General features: G+C 73.9%; 18 protein-coding genes. 9 read left to right on the forward strand and 9 right to left on the reverse strand.

The window, feature by feature from the left end; all coding sequences use genetic code 11:
* Positions 1-15 precede the first annotated feature (15 nt).
* From MicB006_RS09545 to MicB006_RS09565, 5 genes are read left to right on the forward strand one after another with little or no spacing between them, the layout of a single operon-like run.
* Complete coding sequence (locus MicB006_RS09545) at positions 16-3,396, forward strand: ATP-binding protein (RefSeq protein ID WP_116505330.1); 3,381 nt, start codon at positions 16-18, stop codon at positions 3,394-3,396.
* Position 3,397: 1 nt separating this feature from the next.
* Positions 3,398-5,335, forward strand: a complete 1,938-nt coding sequence (locus MicB006_RS09550) for an MFS transporter (protein WP_116505332.1) — start codon at positions 3,398-3,400, stop codon at positions 5,333-5,335.
* Entirely contained in the window at positions 5,332-5,892 is a 561-nt protein-coding gene (locus MicB006_RS09555; protein WP_116505334.1) for a hypothetical protein, read from the forward strand. The genes MicB006_RS09550 and MicB006_RS09555 overlap by 4 nt, the downstream gene beginning before the upstream one ends.
* Entirely contained in the window at positions 5,889-7,064 is a 1,176-nt protein-coding gene (locus MicB006_RS09560) for a M23 family metallopeptidase (RefSeq protein WP_116505336.1), read from the forward strand. Before MicB006_RS09555 ends, MicB006_RS09560 begins: the two co-directional genes overlap by 4 nt.
* 10 nt (positions 7,065-7,074) lie before the next feature.
* Positions 7,075-7,674, forward strand: coding sequence for a hypothetical protein (locus MicB006_RS09565; protein WP_116505338.1), 600 nt, complete (start codon positions 7,075-7,077; stop codon positions 7,672-7,674).
* Positions 7,675-7,680: 6 nt separating this feature from the next.
* Here the strand turns inward: MicB006_RS09565 and MicB006_RS09570 are convergent, their stop codons facing one another.
* Positions 7,681-8,244: a hypothetical protein gene (locus MicB006_RS09570; RefSeq protein ID WP_116505340.1), complete on the reverse strand. Its 564-nt coding sequence runs from the start codon at positions 8,242-8,244 to the stop codon at positions 7,681-7,683.
* A gap of 213 nt (positions 8,245-8,457) precedes the next feature.
* On the opposite strand from MicB006_RS09570, the gene MicB006_RS09575 reads away from it, so the two are divergent.
* Together MicB006_RS09575 and MicB006_RS09580 are read left to right on the forward strand one after the other, a co-directional pair.
* A complete protein-coding gene (locus MicB006_RS09575) occupies positions 8,458-10,986 on the forward strand; it encodes an FtsK/SpoIIIE domain-containing protein (protein ID WP_192900217.1) in 2,529 nt (842 codons plus the stop codon).
* Positions 10,983-11,684 (forward strand): hypothetical protein, encoded by a 702-nt coding sequence (locus MicB006_RS09580; protein ID WP_116505344.1) that lies wholly within the window; start codon positions 10,983-10,985, stop codon positions 11,682-11,684. The genes MicB006_RS09575 and MicB006_RS09580 overlap by 4 nt, the downstream gene beginning before the upstream one ends.
* A gap of 52 nt (positions 11,685-11,736) precedes the next feature.
* On the opposite strand, the gene folE is transcribed toward MicB006_RS09580, so the two are convergent.
* The 4 genes from folE to MicB006_RS31975 all read right to left on the reverse strand — a co-directional run bounded on the left by folE (position 11,737) and on the right by MicB006_RS31975 (position 15,639).
* Positions 11,737-12,354 carry a GTP cyclohydrolase I FolE gene (folE, locus tag MicB006_RS09585; RefSeq protein ID WP_013288986.1) on the reverse strand — a complete coding sequence of 206 codons (618 nt, stop codon included), beginning with the start codon at positions 12,352-12,354 and terminating at the stop codon, positions 11,737-11,739.
* Positions 12,355-12,440: 86 nt separating this feature from the next.
* Positions 12,441-14,450: an ATP-dependent zinc metalloprotease FtsH gene (gene ftsH / locus MicB006_RS09590; RefSeq protein WP_116505346.1), complete on the reverse strand. Its 2,010-nt coding sequence runs from the start codon at positions 14,448-14,450 to the stop codon at positions 12,441-12,443.
* 377 nt (positions 14,451-14,827) lie between these two features.
* Positions 14,828-15,403, reverse strand: coding sequence for a hypoxanthine phosphoribosyltransferase (gene hpt / locus MicB006_RS09595; RefSeq protein WP_013288988.1), 576 nt, complete (start codon positions 15,401-15,403; stop codon positions 14,828-14,830).
* A 98-nt stretch (positions 15,404-15,501) separates the two neighbouring features.
* A complete protein-coding gene (locus tag MicB006_RS31975) occupies positions 15,502-15,639 on the reverse strand; it encodes a hypothetical protein (protein WP_192900218.1) in 138 nt (45 codons plus the stop codon).
* Between the two features lie 150 nt (positions 15,640-15,789).
* Between MicB006_RS31975 and MicB006_RS09600 the strand changes: the two genes are divergently transcribed.
* Positions 15,790-16,749: a GlxA family transcriptional regulator gene (locus tag MicB006_RS09600; protein ID WP_116505348.1), complete on the forward strand. Its 960-nt coding sequence runs from the start codon at positions 15,790-15,792 to the stop codon at positions 16,747-16,749.
* A gap of 464 nt (positions 16,750-17,213) precedes the next feature.
* Here MicB006_RS09600 and tilS read toward each other — a convergent pair whose 3' ends face one another.
* The 3 genes from tilS to dacB form a co-directional block, all read right to left on the reverse strand.
* The gene (tilS, locus tag MicB006_RS09605) at positions 17,214-18,143 is read right to left on the reverse strand and encodes a tRNA lysidine(34) synthetase TilS (RefSeq protein ID WP_192900277.1); all 930 of its coding nucleotides are present in this window, start codon (positions 18,141-18,143) and stop codon (positions 17,214-17,216) included.
* A 235-nt stretch (positions 18,144-18,378) separates the two neighbouring features.
* Positions 18,379-19,446: a zinc-dependent metalloprotease gene (locus MicB006_RS09610; RefSeq protein WP_073829368.1), complete on the reverse strand. Its 1,068-nt coding sequence runs from the start codon at positions 19,444-19,446 to the stop codon at positions 18,379-18,381.
* A 66-nt stretch (positions 19,447-19,512) separates the two neighbouring features.
* The gene (gene dacB, locus MicB006_RS09615) at positions 19,513-21,378 is read right to left on the reverse strand and encodes a D-alanyl-D-alanine carboxypeptidase/D-alanyl-D-alanine-endopeptidase (protein ID WP_116505352.1); all 1,866 of its coding nucleotides are present in this window, start codon (positions 21,376-21,378) and stop codon (positions 19,513-19,515) included.
* A 152-nt stretch (positions 21,379-21,530) separates the two neighbouring features.
* On the opposite strand from dacB, the gene MicB006_RS09620 reads away from it, so the two are divergent.
* Entirely contained in the window at positions 21,531-22,037 is a 507-nt protein-coding gene (locus tag MicB006_RS09620) for an inorganic diphosphatase (protein ID WP_043327882.1), read from the forward strand.
* Between the two features lie 55 nt (positions 22,038-22,092).
* On the opposite strand, the gene eccD is transcribed toward MicB006_RS09620, so the two are convergent.
* Positions 22,093-23,475, reverse strand: a complete 1,383-nt coding sequence (eccD, locus tag MicB006_RS09625) for a type VII secretion integral membrane protein EccD (protein ID WP_116505354.1) — start codon at positions 23,473-23,475, stop codon at positions 22,093-22,095.
* Between the last annotated feature and the right edge of the window lie 98 nt (positions 23,476-23,573).

Below are 23,573 nucleotides of genomic sequence, written 5' to 3' on the forward strand. Positions count from 1 at the left end.
GGGTGAGGCGGTCGCATGAGTCGCTCTTCCACGCCGGGTCCCCCGGCCGGGCGTCCGGCCGGGCCGAACGGTAACCGTCAGCGATCGTTCGACTACCCACCGGACGAGGATCTGGACGAGGTCGTCCTGGACGGCGCCCTCGTCACCAGCCCAGGCCACGGCCGGGTCGGTGTCTTCCAACCGCCGCGACCGATCACCCCCCGCGAGCCGGTACGCCCCGACGGCGACATCGACTCGCCCTTCCTCGACCTGTTCGGCGGCGCGCAGCCCCGGGTCCGGCGACCCGCCGCCCCCACGCCGTCCCCGCCGGTCGAGCCGGTGGTGGCGCCGCCCCGCCGCGGCGTCGGCCGTGAGGCCCTGCCGATCCCGCACCAGCACGCCGCGCCGGTCGAGCCCGCGCCGCGGGCCGAGCCGGAGCCGCAAGCCCGTGAGCAGGCTCCCGGCGTACGCGCGATCGGGCGTCCCCGGCCCGAGCCGGTGCGCGCCGTGCCCCTGCCCGTCGAGCCGCCCCTGCCCGACCCGCCTGCCGCACTCGCCCCGCCGCCGCCGTCCCGGAGGCGGGTGCCGCAGCAGGCCGGTGACCGGCTGCCCGAGCTCCGGCCCCCGGCCGAGCCGGAGCCGGCACTCCCGCCGCCCCCGCAGATCGCCGCGCCCGGGCCCGCAGCCGCCGAGTACCGGGAAGCGGACCTCGCTCCGGCGGAACCGCTCGCGACCGGCGCAGCGCCGGCGCGGGAGGTCGGCCGTCCGGCGCACCGCGAGATCGCGCCGCCCCGGCAGCGCACGCCGGAACGCCGGAACCGGCCGGCGAAGCCGGTCCGGGTCCGCGCCCCGAAGATCAAGTTCGGTGACCGGGACCCGTCGGTCGAGCTGGCCATCACCGAGATCGCCGGCCACCTCACCTTCACCCCCAACACCGTCACCGCCTGGTACTGGCTGCCCGAGGTGCGGTGGGCGTTCCGGCCCGACGCCGAACGCGAGGCGCTGCTCTCGGCGATCTCCGAGCAGTACGCCGGGCTCGCCGGCTTCCGGCTGCACCTGCGCCGCACCACCCGGCCCTTCCCGGCCGACGAGTGGGCCCGCACCATCGACGCACACACCGCCGCCCCGCTGCCCGACGTGCCCGGCACCACCGGCTGGGCCGACCACCTGGTCGCCGCCCAGCGGCACCTGATGGCGGTCAACCACGCCGAGGGCCAGACCTACCTCGGCGTCACGTTCGCCCGCCGGTCGCTCGGCGACTCGCTCACCGAACGCCTGCTCCGCACGTTCGGCCGGGGCACCGCCGACGGCGAGCGGCGCCGGCTGAGCCGTACCGTCGAGCAGTTCGACGAGGTCCTTGGCGCGTTCGGCATGCGCGGGCGGCGGGTCACCGCGCCCGAACTGGAATGGCTGCTCTACCGCTCGGTGGCGCTGTGCATGGCGCCGCCCGGCGTCCTGTCCCCGATCACCAACGGCCGGTGGGAACGCGGCGACCTGCTGGCCCTCACCGAGCAGGTCGAGCGCTACCGCACCCCGTACGGCTCGACGGTGAAGCTGGTCAACCGGATGACCGGCGAGGAGCGGCACGTCGCCGTGCTCGCGGTCGGCCGGATGGAGCCGCTGGAGATCCCCGAGCGGCACGAGCCCTGGCTGCACTTCCACGAGCGGCTGCCGTGGCCGATGGAGCTGTCCACCCGGGTCGACATCCTCGGCCCCAACGACTCCTTCCGGAACCTCGAACACCGGCTGCGGATGATCCGCTCCCAGCAGCTCGACTACGCCGAGCACGGCATCGACGCCCCGCCTGAGCTGGAACGCCTGGCCAAGCGCGCGCTGGTGATCGGCGACGAGATGACCACCGGCCTGCCCGTCGACTCGGCCCGGGCACACGGCTGGCACCGCATCGCGGTCGGCGGCCGGACCCGGGAGGAGTGCCTGGAGCGGGCCCGGCGGCTCATCCAGCTCTACTCCCGTGAGCTGCGCATCTCGCTCCAGCATCCGAAGAACCAGGACTGGCTGGCCCGAGAGTTCATCCCCGGCGAGCCGATCGCCAACACCGGCTACGTCCGGCGGATGCCGGTCAACCTGCTCGCCGCCGCGCTGCCGCAAGCAGCGTCCACTGTGGGCGACCGGCGGGGCGACCTGATCGGCCGGACCGCCGGCACCTGCCGCCGGCCGGTCTTCCTCGACCTGCACTTCCCGATGGAGGTACGCGAACGCTCCGGCCTCGCCGTCTTCGTCGCCGAACCCGGTGGTGGCAAGTCGACGCTGCTCGGCGCGCTCGGCTACCTGTCCGCGCGGCGCGGCGTGCAGGTGACGCTGCTCGACCCGTCCGGCCCACTGGCCCGGCTCTGCGCCATGCCCGAACTCGCCCCGTACTCCCGGGTGCTCAACCTGACCGGCTCGGAGCAGGGCACGCTGGCGCCGTACGCGCTGATCCCGACGCCGCTGCGTACCGAGTTCGGCGCCGGAGCGGCCGGCGACCGCGAGTTCGAGATCGCCGTGTCGAACGCCCGCGCCGAGCGCCGGATGCTGGTGCAGGACATCTGCATGATGCTGGTGCCGCCGCAGGTGGCCCGGGAGGCGTCCACCGCCACGCTGTTCCGGCACGCCGTACGCCAGGTGCCCGCCGAGGAGACCTCCACGCTCGACGACGTGGTCACCTGCCTGCAGGGGCTCGACGACGACGCCGGCCGCGAACTGGCCCACCTGCTGCTCGACACCGCCGAGATGCCGCTGGCCATGCTCTTCTTCGGCCGGCCGCCGGAGGGGCTGCTCGGCGCCGACGCCGCGCTCACCGTCATCACCATGGCCGGCCTGCGGCTCCCCGACCTCAAGATCGAGCGGGAGTACTGGTCGGCCGAGGAGGCGCTCGCGCTGCCGATGCTGCACACCGCGCACCGGCTCGCCGTACGCCGCTGCTACGGCGGGTCGATGTCCTCCCGGAAGCTGGTCGGCCTCGACGAGGCGCACTTCATGGAGGGCTGGCGCTCCGGCCGGTCCTTCCTGGTCCGGCTCGCCCGCGACTCCCGCAAGTGGAACCTCGCCGCGCTCGTGGCCTCGCAGAACCCGAAGGACATCCTCGGCCTCGACGTGCAGAACCTCGTCTCCACCGTCTTCGTCGGCCGGATCGCCGAGGACAGCGAGATCGCCTCCGAGGCGCTGCGGCTGCTGCGGGTGCCTGTGGACGACGGGTACGAAGCGACGCTCGCCTCGCTCTCCCAGGCCGACAGCGGGTCGGCCAACCGGCTCGGCTTCCGCGAGTTCGTCATGCGCGACGTCGACGGGCGCGTGCAGAAGGTCCGGGTCGACGTGTCGTACGTCGACGGGCTGCTGGAGCACCTGGACACCACCCCCGCCGCGGTCGCCCAGGCCGCCGGGATACTGCCGACCGTCCTGGCTGATCTGGAGGCGTGACATGGCGAGGGCACGGATCGCGGCGCTCCTCCTCGCGCTCGGCGTACTCGCCGGGGCCACGATCTCCTGGCCGGTGATCGGGGCGGCCACACCCGCGTACGCCGCCGCGCCGGTCACCCAGGCGCGGGCCGAGCTGTGCAGCACCAAGGAGTGGCAGGCCGACTTCCGCGCCTGCGTCGGCCGCCTCAAGGCGGTGAGCGAGGACCAGGTCGAGTGCCGCAACGCCCCGGTGCCCGCCGCGCCGGACTCGGGCCTGGCCGGCTGGTTCGCGTCCCGGCCCGACTCGGCGAAGGAGCCCGGCCCGAAGGGCCTCTACAGCGACTACGGGTACGCCGGGTACAGCTACAACACGTACGACGTGGACGGCGGCTGCGCCTCCTCCGTGCTCCATCCGGACTACCGCTTCACCACGATGGTCGCCAACGGCGAGTTCATGTTCGCCAATGCGGTGATCGGCGCGTCGAACGCGCTGCGGGAGCGAGCCTGGGACCCGCGGACGATGTGGAGCTGGGCGGACCCGCTGGTGGAGCAGGCCACGAAGGCCGTCTACCAGAAGGTGTTCAGCGTCTTCGGCATCATCACCGTCTGCGTGGTGGGTCTCTACCTGCTCTGGCGGTCCCGGCAGTCGGACATGAGCAACGCCATGACCACGGCGGGCTGGGCGCTGCTGGTGATGGTGGCGGTGACCGCGCTGGCCGCCTGGCCGGTCAAGTCGGCGAACATCGCCGACAGCACGCTGATCACCACGTTGGGCGTGGTGCACGACGCGGTCGGCCCATCCGCCAAGGACACCCCGCCTGGCCAGTGCGACGACCCGAACCCGCAAGCGTGCAAGGATCACCGCCCGCCCGCGGTACGCGCCAGCGACACGGCGACCGAGACGATGCTCTACCGGAACTGGCTGCGCGGTGTGCTCGGCTCGGCGGACAGCGAGACCGCGAAGAAGTACGGCCAAGCGCTCTACGACGCAAAGGCGCTGACCTGGGACGAGGCGGAGTCGATCCGCTCCAACCCGGCCACCCGCGACGTCGTCATCAAGGCCAAGCAGCAGCAGTGGGCCAAGGTCGCCGAGCAGATCAAGACCGAGGACCCGGAGGCGTACGAGTACCTCCAGGGCACGCGGGACATGGATCGAATCGGCGCCGGGTTCATCGCGGTGCTGGCCTCGGTGCTGTTCGCCATGTTCGACCTGACCGCGTCGCTACTGGTGCTGCTCGGCTTCCTGATCTTCCGCTGGGCGGTGATCGCCGCGCCGATCCTCGGCACGGTCGGCCTGATGCGCCCGGCCAGCGCCGGCCTCCGGCGGCTGGCGAACGCGGTGGTCGCTGCCGTCTTCAACATCGCCATCTTCGGTACAGGCGCGGCCATCTATCTCTTCGCCGTCGACCTGATCATGAACACCGCCTCGCTGCCCGGCTGGCTCCAGGTGGTGCTGGTCTGGCTCTGCGGGGTGGTCGGCTGGTTGCTGCTGCGGCCGTACCGCCGGATCACCCAGCTCGGCGGCAAGGACAGCAGCGAGGCGGTCAGCTCGGCCGGTTCCTGGCACCGGCGGTTCTTCCGGGACATGCGGATCGCCGCCCGGCTGGACGTGGCCGAGCCCGGCGGCACCAACGAGCCGACGATCGGCAAGCGCCGCACCGTCACGGCCGACCAGCGCAGCCTCCGGCCGGAGGCCCGGCACGAGGATCCGGCGCACAGCGCCACACCCGCCGGACGGGAGCGACCGGACGGGCGGGAACGGCCGGAGGAGGCGCCCGCGAGCGGACGCCCGGGCGGAAGTCCCGCCGCCACACCCCGGCCCCGGCGGGCACCGTCGACCTGGACCGAGCCGGACGTGCCGGAGGAGGCACCCTCCTACGCCGTCTACCGGCCCGATTCGGCCAGCCGCGGCACATCCCCGGCCCGGCCGGCGCCGCGCATCCGTTCCGAGGCCCGGTGAATCCGGTGCGGCGCGCGCTGGAGTTCCTCTTCACCCGGATCCTCCGGTCCCGGATCGGGATCGCCCTGGTGATCGCCGTGCTGGTCTTCGGGGTAATCGGCGCGGCCCGCCTGGTCGCCGGTCCGGGCGACTCGGGCCTCGGCCTGACCGGCCGGCCCAGCCAGCCGATCAGCACCGCTGATCCGGAGGCTGGTGACGACGGCGTGCTGGCCAGCCCGCCGACCGCTGTCGCACCGAAGACCCGGCCGGGCGAGGACACGCCGGAGCAGGTCGCCGGACGGTTCACCAACGCGTGGCTGAGCGGCCCGGGCAGCACCGGCGACGCCTGGCAGGCCCGGCTCCGACCGCTCTCCACGCCCGCGCTGGCCGAGAAGATGACAGACGCCGACCCGGAGACGGTGCCCGCGCGGAAGGCGACAGGCGTACCCACCCTCCGGCCCCGGACCGAGTCCTTCGTGGAGGCGCTCGTCCCCCTGGACAACGGCACGCTCCGGCTCGAACTCGTCGCACCCGACGGGCCCTGGCTGGTGGACGCGATCGACTGGGAGCGGTCGTGACCGCCGGCCCGGCCGTCGCCGGACAGGTCCGCCGGAAGCTGCGCCTGGGCGTGCTCGCCACCGCCGTCACGAGCGTGCTCGCCCTGCTCTGCTGCGTCGGCGGCGCCGGCGCCTTCTTCCTCACCGAACTGGGCGGCGACGAGGACGACCCGAAGCTCGCGGCCCTGAACTGTGACCCGGCCTACCAGGTGAACCTGATTGGGGACATGCCGCGCTTCGCCGAGTACGGCGAGGGCCAGCTGCGCAACGCCGCGGTCATCATCAAGGTCGGCCAGGACATGAATGTCCCCGCCCGCGGCTGGGTGATCGCGCTGGCCACCGCGATGCAGGAATCAGCGCTGCGCAACCTGGCGAACAGCACGGTCCCGGCGTCGCTCGCGCTGCCGCACGAGGGGGTCGGCGCCGACCACGACTCGCTCGGCCTGTTCCAGCAGCGGCCCGGGTGGGGCAGCGTCGAACAGCGGATGACGCCCTCGTACACGGCCCGGAAGTTCTACCAGAAGATGGTGAAGGTGCCGAACTGGCAGCAGCGCCCGCTCACCGTCGTGGCCCAGCGGGTCCAGGTGAGCGCCTACCCCGACGCCTACGCCAAGCACGAGGAACTGGCCGGACGGATCGTCGACGCGCTCGCCGGCGGTGCCGCCCGGACCGTGGAGATCGCCGGCAAGGCGGTGTGCGACGCGGCGGCCGGAGACCGGATCGCCGCCTCCGGCTGGACCGCGCCGCTGCCCGGCGGCGTGGTCTCCGGCTTCCGTACCACCGCCCGTCCCAGCCACCACGGCGTGGACCTGGCCGCCTCGAAGGGCACGCCGATCCACGCCGCCTCGGCGGGCCGGGTGCTGGTGGCCCGCTGCGACCCCGACCGCTCCGGGCGGAAGGACTGCGACCGGGACGGCTGGCCGAACAAGGGCGGCTGCGGATGGTTCGTGGACATCCTGCACGCCGGCGGGTTCATCACCCGTTACTGCCACATGGTCGAGCGACCGAGGGTGGTGCCGGGTCAGTCGGTCGCAGCGGGTGAGGTCATCGGGCTCTCCGGCAGCAGCGGCAACTCGTCCGGCCCGCACCTGCACTTCGAGGTGCACAAGAACGGCGACCGGTCCAGCAACGGCGCGGACAACCCGGTGCCCTTCATGCGCAAGCGGGGCGCGCCCCTCGGCGAGACCGAGTGAGGCCGGGCGGATGAGCAATCCCCTGCCCGACCCGTTCGCCGACCGGCCGGACTGGGCGCCGCTGCCACCCCGGCCGGTCGAGACGGTGCCCGCCACCGGCGGCGCCGAGCTGCGTGGCCGCCGAGTGCTCGTCGGCCTGCCCGGTCTCGGCTGGCGCGGCGACCTGCGGGCCGACGAGCGCGTGGTGCAGGGCAGCCGCACCTACGTGCCGGTCATCCCCGAGCACGAGTGGTACCGGGCCGAATCCGAGCAGGTGGAGGTGTTCGCCCCGCTGGTCCCTGTGGAACGGGTCTGGGTGGAGACAATCGGCGAGCGCCCCCCGCCGACCGCGCCGACCGCGGCGGGAATTCGGCTGGTCTCGCTGGACGCCCCGAACCGCCGGCCGCCCACTCCGGTGTTCGAGGCCGACGCGGTGACCGGCCGACGTGTGGTGCATGTGGACAGCGGAGTGGAACGGCGTGATCTGCGCGCCGTCACGGAGACCTACTCCGGGGCGGACGGCGACATCTGCATCAGGGTGGCCCCGGAGCTGGAGTGGTACCGGTGGGCCTGGCGCGGCCAGGCACCGACTACGTTGGAGATACCGGTGCACCTGCTGTGGCTGGAGTAGGTGCTCTCAGCCAACTTTGCTCGCCCCACAGACACGCCAGCCGTCCTTGTTGTCCACCAAGTCGAACCGCCAAGCCTCCCGACGGCTGCTTCGCGATTGGCCATCTTTGGAGCTGGAGATCGCGAGCGTCGTGGTCACCGACTGACCTGTTCCGTTCTCGGCCTGAAGCAATGGACCCCAGCTCACCTTGATCGACACGCCGAAACTGGCCTCGCGCTGCTCCAGCTCGGCCCTGAGATCCCGAATGCCACCGAGCCCTTGGCTGTCGTTGCAGGTGAACTCCTGAGCCTTCGTGTCGTTTCGATCGATCAGGTAAGCCCGAATGTAGTTGGCCACGACCACGTCGGGGGCGCTTCGGTCCGGGGCTGTCGCGCGGTCGTACAACACGAAACCGACCACCGCGCCACCCGTGCACAGCAGCGCCAGCACCCCCGCGACGACGGCGATCACGGTACGCAGCGAGCGCTTGGGGCGTACCGGTGCGGGAGCGGGCGCGAGGGGCGCCATCTGCTCCGGCGGGGTCCGCTGCGCCGGTACTCGGGACACCTGGGAACCGGCGGGGGGCTGCACTGATTCCACCTCCTGAGGCTATCGGCTGCGCGTCGCGTACCCAATGCCCAGAGCCGGCGGATCGTGGCGAACCGCCGGGCGGACGCCGCCCGGCGGCGGGGTGAGGCTGCTCACCGCCGGCCAGCTCACCGCGCCGACCGACATCCCGGTGGACGGCCCCCGGCTGGGTTACCGTCACACCTCGGGGAGGAGATGTCGGCCTCGGGAAGAGAGGTGGACGCGGTGGCGACTCCGAAGGCGCGCGCCGGCCGGGCCGCCGCGCTGCACCGCCGGGCCGAGGCCGCCGCGACGGCGGCGGCGGGCATCCTCGACGAGATCCGGCCCGCGCCGGCGGACCATCACCGGCAGTACGAGCTGGCCGAGCGCCTGCGCGCGGCGGCCGAACTGGCGGCGCCGGGTTGGGCCGGCGGGCCGCTGGAGACGTTGACCGCGGCGACGCCACCCGGTGACGGCCCGCCGCCACTGGTCCGGGTGGGCTCCGCCGCGCCGCTCGACGACGCCCGGTTCCCCGCGCTCGCGCCCCTGTTCGGCAGCGGCCACGTGAGCCTCGACGCCGACGCCTCGGACCCTCGGGTGGCGGGGCTGTTCCGGGCGCTGCTGCTGCGCGTGTTCGCGGCGACGCCGGCGGGCGCGCTGCTGGCCCGCGCGGTGGACGGCGGTTCCGGTGCGACCTTCGCCGGGTACGCGACGCTCGCCGACGCGGGTCTGCTCCCTCCGCCCGCCACCGACCTCGCGGGGATGCGCGCGGTGCTGGCCGAGGCGGAGCAGTGGGTAGCAGCCGGCACGGCCCGGCAGCGGGCGCACGACCGGACGCTGCTGCTCGTGGTGGCCGCGCTGCCGGAGGGCACGACAACAGCCGACCTGGATCGGCTCGCCGGCCTGGCCGAGGGCGGGCCCCGGGCCGGGCTGCATCTGGTGGTGGCCGGCTGGCCGGACGGCGATGCGCTGCCGCGCGCCACGGCGGTCACGGTCCGTACCGCGTACGCGCTCGTCGGCGATCCGCCCGGCGCCGGGTTCAGCAGTCCCGGCGCCGAGCCGCCGGGCGGGCTGAACTCGCCGGTGTTCCTGGACGAGGATCCGCCCGCCGAGCTGGTCGCCGCTGTGTGCGCGCGGCTGGTCCGGCAGATCGAGGACGGCTCCCGCCTCTCGCTGGGTGACCTGCTCCCGGCGGACGGTTTCTGGACGGACGGCTCGGCGGACGGGCTGAGCACCACTGTGGGTGACGCCGCGGGGCGCCCGGTCAGCCTCGGTTTCGCCGAGCTGACCCCGCACTGGCTGGTCAGTGGCCGGGGCCAGGCGGGCCGGTCGGCGTTCCTGACCGACGCGCTGTTCGGGCTCGCCGCCCGCTACGGCCCGGACGAGCTGGCGCTCTACCTGGCCGACCTGGCCGACGGTGAGTCCTTCGTGGAGTTCCTCCAGACCGAGCGGGACCGTTCCTGGGTGCCGCAGGTACGCGCCGCCGGGATGGCGGCCGACCGGGAGTACGTGGCCGACCTGTTCGGCGAGCTGGAGGCGGAGCTGCGCCGCCGCGAGGAGGCGTCCCGCCGCGCCGGCGGGCAGCGCTACGCCGAGCTGCGGCAGCACCAGCCGCTGCCCCGGATCGTCTGCGTGATCGACAACTTTCCGCTGGTGTTGCGCGAGCGGGACCGGCTCGCCACCGACCTGCTGGCCCGGCTGGACGCGCTGGCCCGCGCCGGCCGGTCGTACGGCATCCACCTGGTGCTCGCGGGCGAGGGTGACCTGGGCATCGGCGGTCCGCGTGACCCGCTGCTCGGCCAGTTCCCGGTCCGGGTGGCGCTGCCCGGCGGCTCGGCGGTGCTGGAGCCGGCGAACGACTCGGCGGCCGGACTGCCGGTCGGTAGCGCGGTGGTGAACACGGCGGGCGGTCTGGGCGGCCCGCGCGGCGCGACCCGGGGGCATGAACGGATGATCCGCTTCCCGGACCCGTACGAGGATCCGGATGTCCTGGCCGGCCTGCGGCGACGTCTCTGGGAGGCGCGGGGCGAGTCGGCGGTGCCGCCGGTGGTGTTCGCCGGGTACGCCCGTCCGCTGCTCGCCAACGACCCCCGGCACCGGGCCGCGCTGGCCGGGCGGGCCCACGCGCCCGCCGCGTTGCTGGGCCGGGCGGTGGACGTGCGGCGGTCCACGGTGGCGGTGCCGCTGGGGCCGGGCGCGGGGCGCAACCTGGCCGTCCTGGGCCGGGACGAGGAGGCCGAGCGGTTGCTGGTGACGGCGGTGCGCAGCGCGGCCGTGGCGCATCCGGGCACGGCCCGGTTCGTGCTGGCCCCGCTGGCGAACGGGTCGGCCGAGCCGGCCGGGGTGCTCGCCGCGGAGTTGGCCGTGCGGCACCGGGTGGAGACCGTCGACGCGGCCGGGCTGCGGACCGCCATGGCGTCGGACGAGCCCGGCTACCTTGTCGTGTTCGGGCTGGACGTGCCGGACGCCGAGGAACTGCCGCCGGAGCTGCTGCGGTCGCTGCTGCTGGAGGGGCCGCCGGCCGGGCGGCACCTGCTCGGCTGGTGGCGTACTCCGGCGCCGCTGGCCGGGCTGCTCGGTCCGGAGGGCGAGGTGGACAAGCTCACCGCCGTGGCGGTCACCGACGTGCCGGGCGGGCGCCTGGAGCAGCTCTTCGACCGTCCGGTCTGGTGGCGGCCCCGGCCGGGACGCGCGATGCTCTGGGACGGCCCGGACGAGCAGGGCACCGTCTTCGTGCCCTTCGGCGCCGGGGAGGGGTCGGCATGAGTGAGACCGGCACGACTGTGCCCGGGCCCCGCAACGGTGGACCGACAACCGCGGCGGACCCCGCCGAGTCGGCCTGGGCGGAGTACGTGGCGGCCGCGCGGGCACTCGACGGCGTACGCCGGGCGGCGGCCACCGCCGCCGGGGAGCAGGCGCGGTCGGTGGCGGCGGCCCGCGAGGAGCTGACAGCGGTACGTGAACGGCTGGCGCCGCAGCAGTCCCGGCTGCGTGAGCTGGGCGTACCGGCGTTGTCGCTGGTTCCGACGCCGCCGGAGGTGACCGAGGCGGCCCGGTCGATGGCGGGTGGGCCGTCGGCGGTGCTGGCGGCGTTGCGCGCGGCCGGGGACTGGGCGGACGCGGCGGACGACACGCTGGCCGCGCGGGGCCTGCCCCGGTTGGCGCGGTGGCCGTCCCGGCCGCGCAACCTGCTGGTGTACGGGCCGCTGGCGCTGGTGGTGCCGCTGCTCCAGCTGGCGCTCTACGCGGTCGCCGGGCCGGGGGCGGTGACGGTGCTGGCGCTGCTGGTGGGGCTGCCGCTGCCGGCTGTCGCGTTCATGCTGGGCTGGCTGGCGGTGGGGCGGATCTTCCGCCCGCGTCCGACCGACCGGGTGGACCGCACGCCCCGGTTCGGCGCCCTGGTCTGCCTGATCCCGGCGGTGCTCACCGCCGCCGGCCTGCTGCTGGCCATGCTGCCGAACTGACGACGGCCGCGCCTCCCGGGCGGGAGTACGCGGCCGTCGGTGGATTGCCGGGTCAGCGGGCCATGATCAGTGCCATCGCCTCGGCCCGGGACTTGGCGTCGTTCTGGAGGCCGCCGCGCACGGCCGAGGTGATCGTCTTCGCGCCGGACTTCTGGATGCCGCGCATCGCCATGCACATGTGCTCGCACTCCAGCACCACGATCACGCCGCGCGGGGCGAGGCTGGACATCAGCAGGTCGGCGATCTGCGAGGTGAGCCGCTCCTGCACCTGCGGCCGCCGGGCGAACACCTCGACCAGCCGGGCCAGCTTGGACAGGCCGGTGATCCGGCCGTCCGGGCCGGGGATGTAGCCGATGTGCGCGCTGCCCCGGAACGGCAGCAGGTGGTGCTCGCAGAGGCTCATCACGTCGATGTCCCGGACGAGCACCAGTTCCTCGTGGTTGGCCTCGAAGGTGGTGCGCAGCACCTGCGCCGGGTCGACCCGCAGGCCGGCGAAGAGCTCGGCGTACGCGCGGGCGACCCGGGCCGGGGTCTGCTGGAGGCCGTCGCGGTCCGGGTCCTCGCCGACCGCGATGAGGATCTCGCGGACGGCCTTCTCGATCCGGGCGAGGTCGACGCTGTCCTCCACCGGGCCACCTGTCAGCTTGCCGCTGATCAGGCGCGCCGCCACGTAGTCGAGCGCGTCGTCGCCGTCGGGCTCGGTCGCGGAGACGGCCGACTCCCTGTGCGGGGAGCCGGCCGTCGTCGGATCGCTGTTCAGTGCGTACCGTCCGAGTTGTTGCTGGACCCGCCGACGGAGGCGCCATCGGCCTGGGCCTGCGCCTTCAGCGCCTCCTTCTCGGCCGGGGTGAGCACCGGCGGCTCGGTGGAGGGCAGACGCTTGCCGAAGCCGTGGTACGGCGCCATCGGCGGGCGCTTCACGACGCGCGCGCAGATGCGGGCCATGTCGGCGGTGGAGAGCGTCTCCTTCTCCATCAGCTCCAGGACCATGTTGTCCAGGACGTCCCGGTATTCCACCAGAATCTCCCAGGCCTCGTCGTGGGCCAGCTCGATCAGCGCACGCATCTCGCCGTCGATCTCGGCGGCCACCGCGTCGGAGTAGTCCCGTTCGTGGCCCATGTTGCGGCCGAGGAACGGCTCGTCGCCGCTGGTGCCGTACTTGATCGCACCGAGCTTGGAGCTCATGCCGTACTGCGTGATCATCGCGCGGGCCAGCTGGGTGGCCTTCTCGATGTCGTTGCCGGCGCCGGTGGTCGGCTCGTGGAACACCAGTTCCTCGGCCGCCCGGCCACCCAGCGCGTACGCCAGGGTGTCGATCATCTCGGCCCGGGTCTGGGTGTACTTGTCCTCGGTCGGGAGGACGAGCGTGTGACCCAGCGAGCGACCCCGGGACAGGATGGTCACCTTGTGCACCGGCGCGGCGTGCGGCAGCGCCCAGGCGACCAGCGCGTGCCCACCCTCGTGGTACGCGGTGATCTTCTTCTCCTGGTCGCTCATCACCCGGGTCCGGCGCTGCGGACCGGCGATCACCCGGTCGATCGACTCCTCCAGGGAGTCGTTGGAGATCGCCCGCTGCTCCTTACGGGCGGTGAGCAGCGCGGCCTCGTTGATCACGTTGGCCAGGTCGGCACCACTGAAGCCCGGGGTACGCCGGGCGACCGCGTCGAGGTCGACGTCGGGCGTGAACGGCTTGCCCTTGGCGTGCACCCGCAGGATGGCCTTGCGGCCCTCCATGTCGGGGGCGTCGACCGGGATCTGCCTGTCGAACCGGCCCGGGCGCAGCAGCGCCGGGTCGAGGATGTCCGGCCGGTTGGTGGCGGCGATCAGGATCACGCCGCCCTTGGTGTCGAAGCCGTCCATCTCGACCAGGAGCTGGTTGAGCGTCTGCTCCCGCTCGTCGTGGCCGCCGCCCATGCCGGCGCCACGGTGCCGGCCGACCGCGTCGATCTCGTCGACGAAGACGATCGCCGGGGCGTTCGACTTGGCCTGCTCGAACAGGTCGCGGACCCGGCTGGCGCCGACACCGACGAACATCTCCACGAAGTCGGAGCCGGAGATGGAGTAGAAGGGCACCCCGGCCTCGCCGGCCACCGCGCGGGCGAGCAGCGTCTTACCGGTTCCGGGCGGGCCGAACAGCAGCACGCCCTTCGGGATCTTGGCGCCGAGGGCCTGGTACTTCGCCGGGTTCTGCAGGAAGTCCTTGATCTCGTGCAGTTCCTCGACGGCCTCCTCGGCCCCGGCCACGTCCGCGAAGGTGGTCTTCGGCGTGTCCTTGGTGATCATCTTCGCCTTGGACTTGCCGAAGTTGAGCACCCGCGAGCCGCCACCCTGCATCTGCGACATGAAGAACAGCAGCAGGAGCACGAGAAGCGCGATGGGAAGCAGGTTGACCAGCAGGCTGACCCAGATGCTGTCCGACGACACCTTGGTGTCGACCGGGCCGGTGATCCGGTCCGCCGCCTCGGCCTCGCGGACCTGGTTCCAGACCTGGCCGCCGACCTCGTACGGGAACTGCGCCTCGATCTTGTCGGTGGTGGTGTCGTCGCCGAACTTGGCCTTGTCCTTCAGGTCGAGCTGGAGCGTCTGCTCCTTGTCCTGGAAGACGACCTTCTCGATGCCGCCCTTGTTGAGCTGGTCGAGCGCGACGGAAGTGTCCACCCGGTGGTAGCTGGGACCAGCGGTGAACAGTTGACTGAGCACGACGGCGCCGAGGATGACCAGGATGATCCAGACCACCGGTCGGCGGAAGAAACGCGTACGTTCCATGCTGTTGTCGGGTGCCGAGGCGCCCGCATCCTCCTGATCGACGTCCTGACCGTCTGAATGGTGTCGCCGCCTTGAGCGGCGGCCGGGGCCGCCGTGCGGGCCGGCCCGACCCCCGGGGCACGCAAACTGCCGCACCACGGTCATTCGACGGTACACCGTACGCGCGACGCGTGAGCTTGCGAGCCCGGCACTTACGCGTAGGGCGAACCCGGGTTTGGGGCCGGCGTGGCGGGGAGCTCCGCACCCGGCCACCCACACCGCACGGTCAGCGGTTCGGGGGGTCGGGCGTGGAGGGTGCCTCCACGTCACCGGCCCCTACCGTAGACCGGAAGGCTGAGAGCCCGCTGAATGTCCGCTGACGAAGCGCTCGGCGGGCCTCACGCCCGGGCGTACACCTCGGGCTTGAGCACCCCGACGTAGGGCACCTCGCGGTAGCGCTCGCCGAAGTCGAGGCCGTAGCCCACGACGAACTCGGTCGGGATGTCGAATCCGACGTACTTGACCGGGACCTGCACCTTGACCGCGTCCGGCTTGCGGAACAGCGCGACCACCTCGACGCTCGCGGCGGAGCGCGACTCCAGGTAGCGCAGCAGCCAGGACAGCGTCAGGCCGGAGTCGACGATGTCCTCGACGACCACCACGTGCCGGCCGGCGATGTCCCGGTCCAGGTCCTTGAGGATGCGGACCACGCCGGACGAGGTGGTGCCCTGGCCGTAGGAGGAGACGGCCATGAACTCCAGCTCGGCGGGCGGGCCCTGGCGGCCCAGCGCGCGGGCGAAGTCGGCCATGAACATGACCGCGCCCTTGAGCACACAGACGAGCAGGAGGCCGTCCTCGACGTGCGCGTAGTCCGCCGAGACCTGCTTGGCCAGCTCCGCGGTCTTGTCGCGGATCTGGGCCTCCGAGATGATCACGTGGTCGATGTCGGCGTCGTACCAGGAGCCGTCAGCCATGCTCCTAGCCTGCCGTACGCCCCACGGCCGTCGTCGGCGGGGCCGCCCCTTTGGCGCGGTCCCGCCGGGGATTTTCGGCGCGATCTGAACAAATCACCTCAGCAGGTACGGGAGCGCCAGCGCTGCCCGTCGTCGCTCGGCTTCCAGTCAGCCGAGTCGCGGGTGTCGGCGGTGAGCCCGAAGGCGCTGGCACCGACGAGGAGAAGCAGGAAAACCAGGAACAACAGAACGGTCATGGCGGCGCTCACTTTCGTATGGTTGAGACCTTTTTCGCCGCCGGTGCGCACCGGACACCATTGATTCTGCGAGGAATCGACCGATGGGGACAGTGGCAGGAATGTCATTGGGCATCGATTTCCTGCCACCTGTCGGGTTACCCTCGTCACATGCTCCGCTCGGTCGCCGTCATCGTCATGGACCAGGTCGCCGCGTTCGAGCTCGGCGTGCTCGCCGAGGTCTTCGGCACCGACCGCACCGCCGACGGCTTCCCCAGCTACCGGTTCGACGTCTGCACCGCCGACGGCAGCCCCGCCCGCAGCCGCTCCGGGTTCCTGCTCACCCCCACCGCCGACCTCACAGTGGTCGAGGACGCCGACCTGGTGGCGGTGCCCGCACACGCCGACGGCGCCCCGATACCCGAGCCGGTCCTCGCCGCGCTGCGCCGCGCCGCCGACCGGGGCGCCTGGCTGCTCAGCGTCTGCGCCGGCGCGTTCGTCCTCGGCGAGGCCGGCGTGCTCGACGGACGCGACTGCACCACCCACTGGCGGTACACCGACGAGCTCCAGCGGCGCTTCCCGGCCGCCAGGGTGCAGTGCGACTCGCTCTACGTGCAGGACGGCCGGCTGCTCACCAGCGCCGGCACCGCCGCCGGCATCGACGCCTGCCTGCACCTGGTACGCCAGGAACACGGCTCGGCCGTGGCGACCCGGCTGGCCCGCCGGATGGTCGTCCCGCCGCACCGCGACGGCGGCCAGTCGCAGTACGTCGAGGCGCCCATCCCGAAGGCGCCCGAGGCGCCCACCCTGGAACCGGTGCTCGAGTGGCTGATGGGACACCTCCGCCGCCCGGTGACAGTGGACGAGCTGGCCGCGCGCGCCGGAATGGCCCCGCGCACGTTCGCCCGCCGGTTCCGCGCCGAGACCGGCACCACCCCGCACGACTGGGTGACCAACCAGCGGGTGCTGCTGGCCCGGCACCTGCTGGAGGACACCACGCTGAGCGTGGAGGGCGTCGCCGAGCAGGCCGGCTTCGGCGACGCGGCGGCGCTGCGCCACCACTTCACCCGCCGGGTCGGCACCACCCCGCTCGCCTACCGCACCACCTTCCGCGAACGCACAACCGCCTGACGCTCCGCGCTCGGTCCACCCCGCTTCCCCTGGTCCGCCCGCTCCGCCCTGGTCTGCCCACCCTGGCCACCCCAGCCCGATCCGGCCCGGCCCGGCCCGGCCCGGGGCGGGGCGGTGATCATGAGGTTGACCGTGCGTTCCGTCCGTTTCCTCCCCGCCAACCTCATGATCACCGCCCCGATGGGTCCTCTCCCCGCCCCGCAACCGTGATCAAGGAGTTTGCGGGCTGCCAGAGGCGTGAAGTGGACACAAAGTCCTTGATCACCGCCAGGTGAGGCGGGGTGAGGCGGGCCAGGAAGGGCGAGGCGGGAGGAGCGAACGCCGCGGGGCGCCAGGTCGCCGGAGTGGCGGGATCAGGGCGTGTTCGATACCGCTACCTCCCCGAAGTGGCGGCGGGAACCAACCAGATCACCGGTCAGGTGGCAGGTGGCTGGCGCGGCGGCGCGAGCCGGCTGGATCACCGGTCAGGGCAGGAGGTGACCGGCCTGGCGGCGGACCTGGTGGCCGCCGGGGAGGTACACCGGGCCCTGTCCCCGCCAGGCCGTGACCAGGGCGTCCAGCGCCGCCACGTGAGTGTGGGACAGCGCGGCCGGCGCCGCGCCCAGCTCGCGGGCCCAGGCGTGCAACACCCGGGTACGCACGGCGGCCGGCAACTCTGCGAGCCCGGCCACGGACAGCCCGCCACCCTCGGTCCGGACGTCGGCGAGCGCGTTGTCGGCGAGCGCGGCGAGCGCGGCGTTCTCGGCCGCGAGCAGTCCGGCGGTACGGGCGAGGTTCGCCACCACCCCCGGCCCCAGCGCGTCGACGAGTGCCGGCAGCGCGTCGGCTCGGACCCGGGCCCGGGCGTACGCGGGATCGACGTTGTGCGGGTCCGCCCACGGGTCGAGCCCGAGCGCGGCGCAGGCGGCCCGGGTGTCGGAGCGCGCGAGGTCGAGCAGCGGGCGCAACAGGGGTACCCCGTCGACGTCGCGCCGCTGCGGCATGCCGGACAGCCCTCGCGGTCCGGCGCCCCGGGCCAGCGCCAGCAGGACAGTCTCGGCCTGGTCGTCGCGCGTGTGCCCCAGCAGCACCCCGGCCGCGTGGTGCCGGCGGGCAGCCGCGACCAGCGCCTCGTACCGGGCCTCACGGGCGGCGGACTCGGGGCCGCCGGGCCGGCCGTCCACGCGTACCGGAAGCACCTCGACCGGGTCGAGCCCTGCGGCGCGGGCCCAGGCGGCGACCGCCTCGGCCTGTTCGGCGGACCCGGGTTGCAGGCCGTGATCGACTGTCACCAGGCCCGCCGGGCGGCCGAGGCGGGGAGCCACGAACGCGGTGGCGGCGGCGAGCGCGAGCGAGTCCGCGCCACCGGAGCAGGCCACCAGCACCGGGCCGGCGCCGGGCAGGCCGGTCAGCATCCGGCGCACGGCGAGCCGCACGGCGGCGACGGCGGGAGCGGGCGATGGGGAGCGACGCGATCGAGCGCCGGGGTCGGCCCGGCCAGGGCGATCCACCGAGCAGACCGGATCAGCCGAGCCCAGCGGATCAACCGAACCGGCGGGACCGCCCGGCACGACCGAACCAGCCGAACTCAGCGCACCAGCCGAGCCGACCGCACCAGCCGAGCTGGGCGAACCAGCCGGGCCGGGCGGGTCAGCCGACGGGCGGGGTGGCACCGGCGGGCCCGTGTACGCGGTTCACCCAGGCGTCCGGGTCGCCCAGTTCGTCCAGGCGGGGCAGCGTCAGCGGAGACGAGAAGATCTTGTTGAAGCCGGCCATGCCGACCCGGTCCACCACGCCGTGCACGAACTTGCGGCCCTCTGCGTACTGGCGCATCTTGACCTCGATGCCGAGCAGCCGTCGGATCGCCTTCTCCAGCGGGTTGCCGGACTCGCGGCGGCGGTTGAACGCCGCCCGGATCGACTCGACGCTGGGAATGACCTGCGGGCCCACGCCGTCCATCACGAACTCGGCGTGCCCCTCCAGCAGCGTCATCAGCGCGGTCAGCCGGTCCAGCACGGCGCGCTGGGCCGGGGTCTGCACGATGTCCAGCACGCTGGCCCGGCTCTCCGGGTCCTTGATCGCGTCGGAGAGCGTCGCCACGCCGCGGCGCAGTCGCTCCAGCAGGTGCTCGCCGCCCTGGGAGGCGTCCACGAAGGCCTGCACCTCGCCGAGGAAGTACGCGCGCATCCACGGCACGGCCGTGAACTGGGTGCGGTGGGTGACCTCGTGCAGGCACACCCAGAGCCGGAAGTCGCGGGAGTTCGCGCCGAGCTTCCGCTCGACCTCGAGGATGTTCGGGGCCACCAGCAGCAGCTGACCGGGGTCACCGGCGAAGACCTCGTACTGGCCGAGCACGCGGCCGCTCAGGTACGCCAGCACGGTCCCGGCCTGCACACCCGTCACGCGGGAGCCGATCGCCTCGGTGAGCGCGCCCGGCCGCTTGTCGCCGGAGAGGCGCTCGACGAGCGGGGACACCACCTCACGCAGCCCGGCGATGTTCGCCGCGGCCCAGTCCCGGCGGTCGACCACGCGTACCGGCGGGTGGGCGACCTGCGCGCGCAGGCCGGTGTAGTCGGCGACGTGCCCGGCCGCCTCGTCGGTCAGCCGACGCAGGTCGCCGACGACGTCGGTGGCCTCGGCGTACGACACCCGAGGGCCCGACTTGCTCAGCGCCCCCGCTGTCGCGGCGGCCAGATCCCAGTCCACGAACTGCGCCATGAACCCACCGTACCCGCGCCGGAACACCCCTACCCGGGCTCGCGCCCGCCGATCGACGGCCGTCGGTCAGCGGCAGCCGCACCCGGCCAGCGCGGAGGTGATCCGGTCCAGGGCCGCTCGGGTCTCGTCCAGCGAGCCCTGTGTCCGGTCGGTGAGCACGGCGAACGTGAGCAGCCGGCCGTCGGCGGTGGTGACCGTGCCGGCGATGGCGTTGACCCCGCTCAGCGTGCCGGTCTTGGCCCGCACCACGCCCGCGCCGGCGCTTGTCGCCGCCGCCCGGTAGCGCTCGTCGAGCGTGCCGGACCAGCCGCCGACCGGCAGGCCGCCGAAGATCGCGGCGAGTTCGGGGTGACTGCCGTTGCCGGCGAGCGTGATCAGGTCGGTGAGCAGCGAAGGGCTGATCCGGTTGGTGCGGGACAGGCCGCTGCCGTCGGCCAGGCTGATCTCGCCGGCCGGCAGGCCCAGTTCGCCGAGCACCTGGCCGGTGGCCGCCGCGCCGCCGGCGAACGACCCGGGCTTGCCCTTGGCGAGCGCCACCTGGCGGGCCATCGCCTCGGCGATCACGTTGTCGCTGTCGCTGATCATGATGTCGACCAGCCGGATCATCGGCAGCGACTCGACGGTGCCCAGTTCGGCGCCGGGGGCCGTACCGGTGGCGCCGGACGCGGCCGGTGCCGTGCCCCGGGTCACCTGGGCCGCGCCGCCGGTGAGCCCGAGCAGCTTGGCGAACTGCCGGCCGGCGGTCAGGTCGGGCTGGGGCACCCGTTCGGCGGCGTGGTTGGTCTGCTCGGCGGTGCGCCGCGCCTCCGCCGGGTTCTTCCGGGCACCGTCGGTCATCAGCGCGGTGATCGCCGCGCCGAACCCGCCGGTCGGGATGTCCGAGTCCCAGCCGGGCTCGAAGACCGGGCCGGTGAACAGCGACGAGTCGACGATCACCTTGGTCGGCGCGGTGCCGCCGAGCGCGTTGCGCACCTGGGCGGCGAGGTCGTCCAGCCGGGCCGCGCCCGGGTAGAAGCCGTCCTTGTCCACGGCGAGCGTGGGGTCACCGCCGCCGACCAGGACCACCTCGCCCGGGTTCGCGCCGGCCACCGCCCTCGTCGGAATCCGGTAGGCCGGGCCGCGCGCCGCGAGCACCGCCACGCCGGTCGCCAGCTTGGTCACCGAGGCGGGCACCGTGGGGGTGTCCTGGCCGCTGCCGTAGAGCGCCTGGCCGGTGCTCACGTCGGCCACCGACAGGTGGACCCGGTCACCGAGCGCGGCGGCGCGTACCAGCGGGTCCAGGGCGGCGCGGATCCCGGCCTCGGTGGGCAGCGGGGCGTTGCCGTCCGGCCCGGCCAGCACGGCCGGCGGGGTCGGTTCGGGCGGCGCGGCGACCGCCGTACCCGAAGCGTCGTCGTCGCCCAGCCAGCCCGCGACCGGACCGGGCCGGAACACGGCCAGCCCGGCGACCGCCAGGACCAGCACCAGCACGCACGCGAGCGCCGCGACCAGCCGGGAGCGGCGGCGCGGTGCGGCCGGGGGCGGGGAGGGCGGCACCGGCGCGGCGCCGGCCGGCGGGACCGGCGGGCTCACCGGAATCGGACCCGGCGCACCGGGCCAGCTCACCGGCGCCGCGGGATCATGCGCCGGGCCGACGCGGGCCGACCCGGTCGCGGGATCGTGCGCCCGGCCGACGCGGGCCGACCCGGTCGCGCCGCCGGGGCCGTCGTGCGGCTGCCCGAAGCGGGCGCCGTCCTGCGGTTGACCGAAACGAGCCTGGCCGGGCCCGTCGTGCGGGCGCCCGACGGGAGCGGAGCCGGTGGCCGGAGCCGGACGGTGAGGGACGTTCGCACCCGGTACGGACACCCGGCCGGTAGCGCCACCGGAACCGGAACCCCCGGAAGCGGACCCGTCAACCCTCTCGGGGCGGTAGTGTGAATCTTCCCTCCCCACGGCCCCCTCCTCCCCGCTCGAAATCGCCTTGGGCGACACTACTTCGGTCCGAACACTATGCGGCGGCCGAGGCCGACGGGGGGCGTTCCCCCGCGCCGGGGGCGAACCGCTGGTTCCGTTAGCCAGCGTGGGCAAACGAGGGAGCGTGGAAGATGGATTTCGACGTCACGGTTGAGATCCCCAAGGGTCACCGCAACAAGTACGAGGTAGACCACGCGACCGGCCGTATCCGGCTGGACCGTACCCTCTTCACCTCCACGCAGTACCCGGCCGACTACGGCTTCATCGAGGGCACCCTCGGCGAGGACGGCGACCCGCTGGACGCGCTGGTGCTGGTGCCCGAGCCGACCTTCCCCGGCTGCCTGATCCGCTGCCGCACCATCGGCATGTTCCGGATGACGGACGAGAAGGGCGGCGACGACAAGGTCCTCTGCGTGCCCTACGAGGACCCGCGCCAGGAGCACCTGCGCGACATCCACCACCTGGGCGAGTTCGACCGGCTGGAGATCCAGCACTTCTTCGAGGTCTACAAGGACCTGGAGCCGGGCAAGTCGGTCGAGGGCGCGACCTGGGTCGGCCGGGTCGAGGCCGAGACGGAGATCGCCGCCTCGTACCGGCGCGCCAAGGAGGCCGAGGAGCGCGGCGAGACGCTGCACTGACCCCCACGCTTGCTCAGGGCCCGGGTCGCGCTTTGCGACCCGGGCCTTCGCGTGTTCAGGCGAGCAGGTCGCGGGCCCGGTCGTAGAGGCCCAGCACCGCGCAGGCCACCGGCACCACCGCGACCACCAGCGCGGTGTCGGTCAGGTCGGCCAGCCGGCCGAGGTACGGGGAGACCGGTCGCCGGGCGTACGTGGCGCCCGCCGTGACCGCGGCCAGGGCCAGCGCCAGCCCGCCCACGGCCAGCGCGAACCGGCCGGCCGGACCGGCGCGCTCGGCCAGCACCGCGCCGAGCAGGGCGTACCCGGCCAGCCCGGCGACGATCGCGGGAACCCGGTGGCGTACGGCCACGAACAGCCGGGAGCGCAGCAGCAGCACCCCGGCGGCGACGGCGGCCAGCAGCAGCCCGGCGGTCCGGCCGGTGGCGACGAGCACCGCGACCGCGCCGACCGCGAGCAGCGCGTGGCCGAGCAGCATCCCGGTCAGCACCTCCTCGGCGCGCGCCACCGCCGCGTGCACCCGGCCCCGGTCCGGCAGGTCCCGGGTGCCGGCCGGGCTGGGCAGGGTGAGCGGCGGCAGCGGCAGCTTGCCGACCCGGATGGCCAGCAGCGGCAGCCCGCCGAGCGCGAACACCAGCACGGCGAGCAGGACGGCGGCGGCCCCGGCCGGGTCGAGCAGCAGTCCGCCGAGCGCGGACGCCACGCCGGTCACGCCCACCGTCACCCCGGCCACGAAGACACGGGACCGGCTGGCCGCGCCGAGCAGGCCGAGAACCGCCACCAGCAGCAGCGCCACCGAGCCGACCAGCAGTTCCGGTGCGCCCACCCAGCGCAGGCCAGGAATCGGGCCCACCGGATCGCCGGAGGCGACGGCGAGCGCGCCGGCCGTCGCCGCCCAGGGCAGCGCGTACCCGCCGAGGGTGGCGCCGACGGCGCCGTCCCCGTACGCCCGGGAGGCCGCGGTGGCGGTGAGCACGAGGATCAGGGCGACCGCGGCGGCGACCGGCCAGCCGCGTTCGCCCGGACCGGCCGCGACCACGGCGACCAGCCCGACGGCCAGGGGTACGGCGGCACCGCCCAGCGCGGCGGCCCGGGTGGCGTGGGCCGACCAGGCGGCGCCCCGGCGCCGGGCTCCGTCGACGATCGCCTCGACCACGTCGTCGTACTCCAGCTCGGGCCACTCGGCACGGGCCGGCACGAGGTGCAGCACCTCGCCGTCGCGGACGCCCTGCGGCAGCAGCGCCTGCGCGGTGGCGAGCACCCCGCCGTCGGTACGGCGCAGCACCCAGCCGCCGTGCCGTTCCCCGTCGTCGGCCAGGCCTTCCCCGGCGTGCCGGAGCACCTCGGGCAGAAGCTCGGCCAGGGGGACCTGCTCCGGTAGGGCCACGTCGACCCGCCGCCGGGGCGCGCTGATGGTGACCCGGGCGAGCCCGCTTGTCATCGAGGCATCTCCATATCGAGCGGGAACAGTGGGCTGACGGACGAGAGGACTTTACCTACGATGAGCCAGGCTCGGGTTACCCAGAGCCACTTTGGGGA

Source organism: Micromonospora sp. B006 (assembly GCF_003408515.1).
Taxonomy (GTDB): domain Bacteria; phylum Actinomycetota; class Actinomycetes; order Mycobacteriales; family Micromonosporaceae; genus Micromonospora; species Micromonospora echinospora_A.